This is a genomic window from Variovorax sp. P1_H12_2 (genome assembly GCF_056405335.1).
On record NZ_JBFUCI010000350.1, the window covers coordinates 1 to 6,944 of the forward strand.

The window sequence follows — 6,944 nt, forward strand, 5'->3', positions numbered from 1 at the left end:
CTCATGCAAACGGGCCTTCCTTGCCAAACAGCTTCCGGATTGCCGCCACGCCGGCCACCAGGGCATTCGCATAGGTGGAATGCGGATCGACCGCCGCCTCGATCGGAAGATAGGGAAGAACTTCGTCCATCACGTAGTCGGTAGCTTCCAGCAATACCCAATAGAACTCGCCCTCTTCGAGTTCTTGCACGGTCAGCGCGATATTCCGCAATTGCGACATGGGGTTAGGAGGATTTCGGGATGGAACGAATTGATCCTATTCAGGGCCGTCTACAACACCTAGTCATAATTTCACGATTTGTTGCAAATGTGACCGATCGTAAATAAATGGGCAAGTCCTTCATTCGCCAACTGTGGATTAGTGCGCTGTTTACAAATTCCAACAAGATTTGCCTACAACTCTTATCTCCGCAACGGCCTAAGCTCATGGTTCCAACCCACTGCGCGGAGGAGCCATGAAGCATTTCAACCTGGACCCCCATATGACCGCCTCGGTCGGCGGCGCCTTCTATCCGACGGGCCACAGCTTCGTGATGTTTCCCGACGCCAAGGACGCCAGCGCCGTGGGCCACCGGCTGCTGGACAACGGTTTCAGCGGCGACGAGATCTACCTGATTCCGCCCGAGGTGGTGCTCGAGCAGATCTCGCCCACGGTGCGCGAGACGGACAGCACCTTTCCATCGGCCGGCACCGACGCCGCCACGGTCCGCGCCTACACCAAGCTGGCGCGCGAAGGGCACACCGCCCTGCTGGTCAGGACCCGGGACGAGGCCGCCGCGAGCCGGCTGATGGATCAGGTGCGCACCGTGCCGTTCTCGATCGCGCAGCGCTACCGCATGCTGGTGATCGAGGACCTCTGAGGGCCGACGGAGGGAGCGTGGGGTCCCTCCGACCCCCTTCGGCTAGGCGCCGGTGGCCCGCAGCAGCACCGTGCGGGCCATCGCCTGCGCCAGTTCCTGCTCGCCGAGGCACACCGTGACGGCATCCTGCTGGGTGAGCAAGCGGGCTTCATCCTCGTTGTGGCTGCGGATCACGGTCTCGATCGCCGGGTTCAGCGTCCGGGCCGCCTCGATCATCTGCCGCACGTTCATGGCGTCGGCGGTGGCGATCACCAGCACGCGGGCGCGGGCGATGTGGGCCTGGATCAGCACCGACGGATCGGCGGCGTCGCCCCACACGGCGGCCACGCCCTCGCCGCGCAGCTGCTCCACGATCGCGCGGTTCTGCTCCGCCACGACGAAGGGGATGTCGTGCGCCGCCAGCGCATCGGCGATGCGCCGGCCGACCCGCCCGTAGCCGACCAGCACCACTTGCCGAGACAGGTACCTGGCCTCGGTGTGCATCGGCAGCTCGGCCAGCGGGTCGTCCCTCGACGCCAGTCGGCGCGCGACAGATGAATGCACGTGCAGCCATTGCTGCAACGGCTCGATCAGGCTGAACCACAGCGGATTGGTGGCGATGGAGATCAGCGCGCCGGCCAGCAGCAGGCTCTGCCCTTCGGGCGGCAACAAGCCGAGCGAACCACCCAGCGCCGCGAGGATGAACGAAAACTCGCCGATCTGGGCCAGGCTCGCGCTGACCGTGAGCGCAGTGCCCAGCGGGTAGCGCAGCAGCAGCACCAGCGCACAGGCAGCGACCGACTTGCCGACCACGATCACGAGCACCACGGCCAGCACCTGCAGCGGCCGGTCGATCAGCACGGACGGGTCGAACAACATGCCGACCGAGACGAAGAACAGCACGGCGAAGGCGTCGCGCAACGGCAGCGATTCCTGCGCCGCGCGGTGGCTGAACTCCGACTCCCGCATCACCACGCCGGCGAAGAAGGCGCCGAGTGCGAACGAGACGCCGAACAGCGCCGCCGAGGCGAAGGCGATGCTGACCGCGGCGGCCACCACGCAGAGCGTGAACAGCTCGCGCGAGTGGGTGCTCGCCACCTGCCACAGGATCCACGGGAAGACCCGCCGTCCGACCACCAGCATCAGGAGCACGAAGCCGCCGACCTGCAGCAGCGTGAGGCCCAGCGTCTGCCAGACCGGCGGGCCGGCGGCGGCCGCGGCGGCCCCGCCCAGCGCCCCGGCCAGCGGCGGCAGCAGCACCAGGACCAGCACCATCGCCAGGTCTTCCACGACCAGCCAGCCGATCGCGATGCGTCCGGTGAACGATTCGAGGATGCCCAGGCTTTCGAGCGCGCGCAGCAGCACCACCGTGCTCGCCACCGACAGCGCCAGCCCGAACACCAGCGCACCGCCCGGGCTCCATCCCCACCAGGTCGCGAGCGCGGCACCGAACAGCGTCGCCACCGCCATCTGGACCAGGGCGCCGGGCAGCGCGACCTTGCGCACCGCCAGCAGCTCGTCCAGCGAGAAATGAAGGCCGACGCCGAACATCAGCAGCATCACGCCGATCTCCGCCAGCTGCGCGGCGATGCCCGCATCGGCGACGAAGCCCGGCGTGAACGGCCCGATGATGACGCCCGCCAGCAGGTAGCCGACCAGCGCCGGCAGCCGCAGCCGCGTCGCCAGGAAGCCGAGCACCAGCGCCAGGCCGAGGCCGGCCGCGATGGTGTTGATCAGTGAAACGCTGTGCGGCATCGCCTTGCATTCTGCAAGAACGATGCCGCAGCCAGGCTCAGGAGGCCATCTTTTCCGTACGGGCGTTGATCAGTTCCTCGGGCTCCTGGGCCTCGACCCAGGTCTCGTTGTTGAGCCCGGCCTGCAGCCGGGCCTCGTCGAGTTCGTTGGTCCATTTGGCGACCACGATGGTGGCCACGCCGTTGCCGATCAGGTTGGTCAGCGCGCGGGCCTCGGACATGAAGCGGTCGATGCCGAGAATCAGCGCCAGCCCCGCCACCGGCACGTGGCCCACCGCCGACAGCGTGGCCGCCAGCACGATGAAGCCGCTGCCGGTGACGCCGGCGGCCCCCTTCGATGTCAGCAACAGCACCGCCAGCAGCGTGATCTCCTGCATCAGCGTCATCGGGGTGTTGGTGGCCTGGGCGATGAAAACTGCCGCCATCGTCAGATAGATCGAGGTTCCGTCCAGGTTGAAGGAATAGCCGGTCGGGATCACCAGGCCGACGCAGGTCTTCTTGGCGCCGAGGTTCTCCATCTTCTCCATCATCCGCGGCAGCACCGATTCGGAGGACGAGGTGCCCAGCACGATCAGCAGCTCTTCCTTGATGTACTTGATGAACTTCCAGATGCTGAATCCGTGGAAGCGCGCGATCCCCCCCAGCACCACGAAGATGAACAGCAGGCAGGTCAGGTAGAAGGTTGCCATCAGCTTGCCGAGCTCGAACAGCGAGCCGATGCCGTACTTGCCGATCGTGAAGGCCATCGCGCCGAAGGCGCCGATCGGCGCCAGCTTCATGATGTAGTTGATGATCACGAAGAGCACGTGCGAGCCCTTCTCGATGACGTCGAACACCAGCGTGCCGCGGCCGCCGAAGCGATGCAGCGCGAAGCCGAAAAGCACCGCGATCAGCAGCACCTGCAGGATCTCGCCCTTGGCGAAGGCGTCGACCACCGTGTTGGGGATCACGTTCATGAGGAAATCGACCGTGCCCTGCATCTTGCCCGGGCCGGTGTAGGCTGCCAGCGCCCGGGTGTCGAGCGACGCCGGATCGATATTCATGCCGACACCGGGCTTGAGCAGGTTGACCAGCACCAGGCCGACCACCAGCGCGACGCTGCTGACCACCTCGAAATAGAGCAGCGCCAGCCCACCGGTCTTGCCGACCTTCTTCATGTCCTCCATGCCCGCGATGCCGACCACCACGGTGCAGAAGATGATCGGCGCGATCATCATCTTGATCAGCTTGATGAAGGCGTCGCCGAGCGGCTTCATGGTTTCGCCGACGGACGGATAGAAATGCCCCAGCAGCACGCCGACGACCACGGCCGTGATCACCTGCGCGTAGAGGGAGCGGTAGATCGGCAGCTTCTTGGCCGGTGCGGCCGGCATCGCTGTGGGTGTCATGCGGGGATCTCCTGGGTGTGATGTGTTGGATTGGGAGACAGACGCCGTCGAAGGCGCCGCGCAAACAAAAAAAACCCGCCGTAGCGGGTTTTCTCGGGGGCTTTTCCAGGTGGGCGCCTCAGTGCATGTGAAGCCCACCATTGACCGAAAAATCGGCCCCGGTGGAGTAGCCGCCTTCGTCGGTCGCCAGCCAGGCGATGATCGATGCGATCTCGCTCGGCTCGCCCAGCCGCTTGACCGGGATGGTGGAGACGATCTTGTCGAGCACTTCCTGGCGAATCGCCTTGACCATGTCGGTGCCGATGTAGCCCGGACTCACGGTGTTGACCGTCACGCCCTTGGCGGCGAGCTCCTGCGCCAGCGCCATCGTGAAGCCGTGCATCCCGGCCTTGGCGGCCGAGTAGTTGGTCTGGCCGGCCTGGCCCTTGGCGCCGTTGACCGAGCTGATGTTGATGATCCGGCCCCAGCCCTTGTCCACCATGTCGCCCACGACCTGCTTGGTCACGTTGAACATGCTGTTGAGGTTGGTCTCGATCACCGAACTCCAGTCCTCCGGCGTCATCTTGAGGAACATGCGGTCACGCGTGATGCCCGCATTGTTGACCAGCACATCGATGCTGCCGTGCTCCGCCTTGGCCTTGGTGAAGGCCTCGACGGTGGACTGCCAGTCACCGACATTGCCGACCGAGGCATGGAACTCGTAGCCCTCGGCCTTCTGCTCGGCCAGCCATTTGGCGTGGTCGCGGGTGGGGCCGCAGCCGGCGATGACGGTGAACCCGTCCTTGGCCAGGCGCTGGCAGATGGCTGTTCCGATGCCCCCCATGCCCCCGGTGACGTATGCGACTTTTTTGCTCATGAAGATTTCCTTGATGTATGCGAGCCTGAACAGGCATTGTTCACTTTATAGAAGTTTCTAGCCAAGGCCCGATCAGGAAAACACTGAGCCTCGATTGCAACGGGGTGTCACAAGCCGTCCATATACTGCGCCCCCATGCTCTGTCACTTCGCGTATTCGCTTCCCCCCGAGGGGGTCAGCCCGCCTTGGGGCGGCCCTGCGGCGGCCTGATTCGATGTCATCCATCGAGTTGAGACGGATCGCCAAGTCGTGGGGCGAAAGCACGGCCCTGCACGCGGTGGACCTGCAGATCGAGCCGGGTTCGTTCTGCGTGCTCCTGGGCCCTTCGGGCTGCGGCAAGTCGACCACGCTGCGCATCGTCGCCGGGCTCGAGACCGCGACCGCCGGCCAGGTGCTGATCGACGGCCGCGATGTCACCGCGCTGCCGCCGTCCCGGCGCGGCATCGCGATGGTGTTCCAGAACTATGCGCTGTTTCCGCACCTGAGCGTGGCCGACAACATCAGTTTCGGCCTCTCGGTGCGCAAGACGCCGGCGGCGGAGAGCGCGCGCCGGCTGCGCGACGCCGCGGCGCTGCTGGGCCTCGAGGCGCTGCTGGAGCGCAGGCCCTCGCAGCTCTCGGGCGGCCAGCAGCAGCGGGTGGCCCTGGGCCGCGCGCTGGTGGCGCAGGCCAAGGTCTGCCTGATGGACGAGCCGCTGTCCAACCTCGACGCCCAGCTGCGCCAGGACATGCGCCGCGAACTGCGTGACCTGCAGCGCCAGCTCGGCCTCACGGTGGTCTACGTCACGCACGACCAGACCGAGGCGATGAGCATGGCCGACCAGGTGGTGCTCCTGAACCGGGGCCGAGTCGAACAATCGGGCATGCCGCGCGAGCTCTATGCGCGGCCGGCCACCACCTTCGCGGCCCGCTTCATCGGCACGCCGCCGATGAACCTGGTGGCGCTGGAGGCCGGCCGCATCGCCGGCAGCGACGTCGCCGCCGGCCTGCAGGCCGCCACGCTCGGCATCCGGCCCGAGGCCATCGCGCTCGATGCCGCAGGCATCCCGGCCACGGTGCAGAGCGTGGAGTACCTCGGCGCCGACCTGGTGCTGCGCTGCGCGGTGGGAAGCCAGGTGCTGCTGGTGCGCACCGCCGGACAGCACCGGGCGGAGCCGGGCGACCGGGTCGGCCTGCGCTGGGCGCCACAGGACGCGCATGGCTTCGATGCCGGCGGCAAGCGAATCGATTGAGCTTTCATCCAAAGGAAAAAACCACCATGCAACGGAAGACCTTCATCCAGACCCTGGCCCTGCCCCTGATGGCCGCCGGCGCCCTGCTCGCCGGCACCGCGAGCGTTCACGCGCAGGCGCCGGTGGAGCTCCAGTTCTACTACCCGGTGGCCGTGGGCGGCCCGATCGCGAAGACGATCGACGGCTTCGCGGCCGGCTTCATGAAGGAGAACCCGGGCGTGAAGGTGTCGCCGATCTATGCCGGCACCTACCAGGAGACCATCGTCAAGGCGCTGACCGCGCACAAGTCGGGCACGCCGCCGGTGACCTCGGTGCTGTTGTCGACCGACATGTTCACGCTGATCGACGAGGATGCGATCGTTCCCTTCGACGATTTCGTGAAAACCCCCGAAGACAAGGCCTGGCTCGCCGGTTTCTACAAGGCGTTCATGATGAACAGCCAGGCCGGCGGCAAGACCTGGGGCATCCCGTTCCAGCGCTCGACGGTGGTCATGTACTGGAACAAGGAACTGTTCAAGGAAGCCGGCCTCGACCCGAACAAGCCGCCGACGACCTGGGCCGAACTCAAGGAGGCGGCCACCAAGCTCACGAAGAAGGACGCCAGCGGCAAGGTCACGCAGTGGGGCGTGCAGATTCCCTCGAGCGGCTTCCCCTACTGGCTGTTCCAGACCCTGACCACGCCGAACGACACGATCCTCGCCAACGAGGCCGGCACCCAGGTCAAGCTCGACGATCCGAAGGTGATCGAGGCGCTGCAGTACTGGGTCGACCTCGGCAAGGCCGGCATCCACCCGCCGGGCGTGGTCGAGTGGGGCACGACGCCGAAGGACTTCTTCGAGAAGAAGGCCGCCATCATCTACACCACCACCGGCAACC

Annotated in this window: 7 protein-coding genes; 3 read left to right on the forward strand and 4 right to left on the reverse strand. The window is 66.1% G+C overall.

Annotated elements, in window-relative coordinates; translation table 11 throughout:
• Position 1: 1 nt before the first annotated feature.
• Positions 2 to 220, reverse strand: coding sequence for a hypothetical protein (locus tag AC1D2K_RS26540; protein WP_478092306.1), 219 nt, complete (start codon positions 218 to 220; stop codon positions 2 to 4).
• Between the two features lie 235 nt (positions 221 to 455).
• Here AC1D2K_RS26540 and AC1D2K_RS26545 point away from each other — a divergent pair, with 235 nt between their 5' ends.
• Positions 456 to 860, forward strand: a complete 405-nt coding sequence (locus AC1D2K_RS26545; RefSeq protein WP_478092309.1) for a hypothetical protein — start codon at positions 456 to 458, stop codon at positions 858 to 860.
• A 42-nt stretch (positions 861 to 902) separates the two neighbouring features.
• Here the strand turns inward: AC1D2K_RS26545 and AC1D2K_RS26550 are convergent, their stop codons facing one another.
• The 3 genes from AC1D2K_RS26550 to phbB form a co-directional block, all read right to left on the reverse strand.
• Positions 903 to 2,594: a cation:proton antiporter domain-containing protein gene (locus tag AC1D2K_RS26550; RefSeq protein ID WP_478092312.1), complete on the reverse strand. Its 1,692-nt coding sequence runs from the start codon at positions 2,592 to 2,594 to the stop codon at positions 903 to 905.
• A 37-nt stretch (positions 2,595 to 2,631) separates the two neighbouring features.
• Complete coding sequence (locus tag AC1D2K_RS26555) at positions 2,632 to 3,981, reverse strand: dicarboxylate/amino acid:cation symporter (RefSeq protein WP_478092314.1); 1,350 nt, start codon at positions 3,979 to 3,981, stop codon at positions 2,632 to 2,634.
• Positions 3,982 to 4,099: 118 nt separating this feature from the next.
• A complete protein-coding gene (gene phbB, locus AC1D2K_RS26560; protein WP_478092316.1) occupies positions 4,100 to 4,837 on the reverse strand; it encodes an acetoacetyl-CoA reductase in 738 nt (245 codons plus the stop codon).
• A gap of 214 nt (positions 4,838 to 5,051) precedes the next feature.
• Here phbB and AC1D2K_RS26565 point away from each other — a divergent pair, with 214 nt between their 5' ends.
• Positions 5,052 to 6,068, forward strand: a complete 1,017-nt coding sequence (locus AC1D2K_RS26565; protein WP_478092318.1) for an ABC transporter ATP-binding protein — start codon at positions 5,052 to 5,054, stop codon at positions 6,066 to 6,068.
• A gap of 26 nt (positions 6,069 to 6,094) precedes the next feature.
• Positions 6,095 to 6,944, forward strand: an 850-nt coding sequence (locus tag AC1D2K_RS26570; protein WP_478092320.1) for an extracellular solute-binding protein, incomplete at its 3' end; no start/stop codon positions are given.

Excerpts from the sequence above, each read along its gene's own strand:
- AC1D2K_RS26540 (WP_478092306.1), bottom strand. The coding sequence starts at position 220 with ATGTCGCAATTGCGGAATATCGCGCTGACCGTGCAAGAACTCGAAGAG.
- AC1D2K_RS26545 (WP_478092309.1), top strand. The coding sequence starts at position 456 with ATGAAGCATTTCAACCTGGACCCCCATATGACCGCCTCGGTCGGCGGC.
- AC1D2K_RS26550 (WP_478092312.1), bottom strand. The coding sequence starts at position 2,594 with ATGCCGCACAGCGTTTCACTGATCAACACCATCGCGGCCGGCCTCGGC.
- AC1D2K_RS26555 (WP_478092314.1), bottom strand. The coding sequence starts at position 3,981 with ATGACACCCACAGCGATGCCGGCCGCACCGGCCAAGAAGCTGCCGATC.
- phbB (WP_478092316.1), bottom strand. The coding sequence starts at position 4,837 with ATGAGCAAAAAAGTCGCATACGTCACCGGGGGCATGGGGGGCATCGGA.
- AC1D2K_RS26565 (WP_478092318.1), top strand. The coding sequence starts at position 5,052 with ATGTCATCCATCGAGTTGAGACGGATCGCCAAGTCGTGGGGCGAAAGC.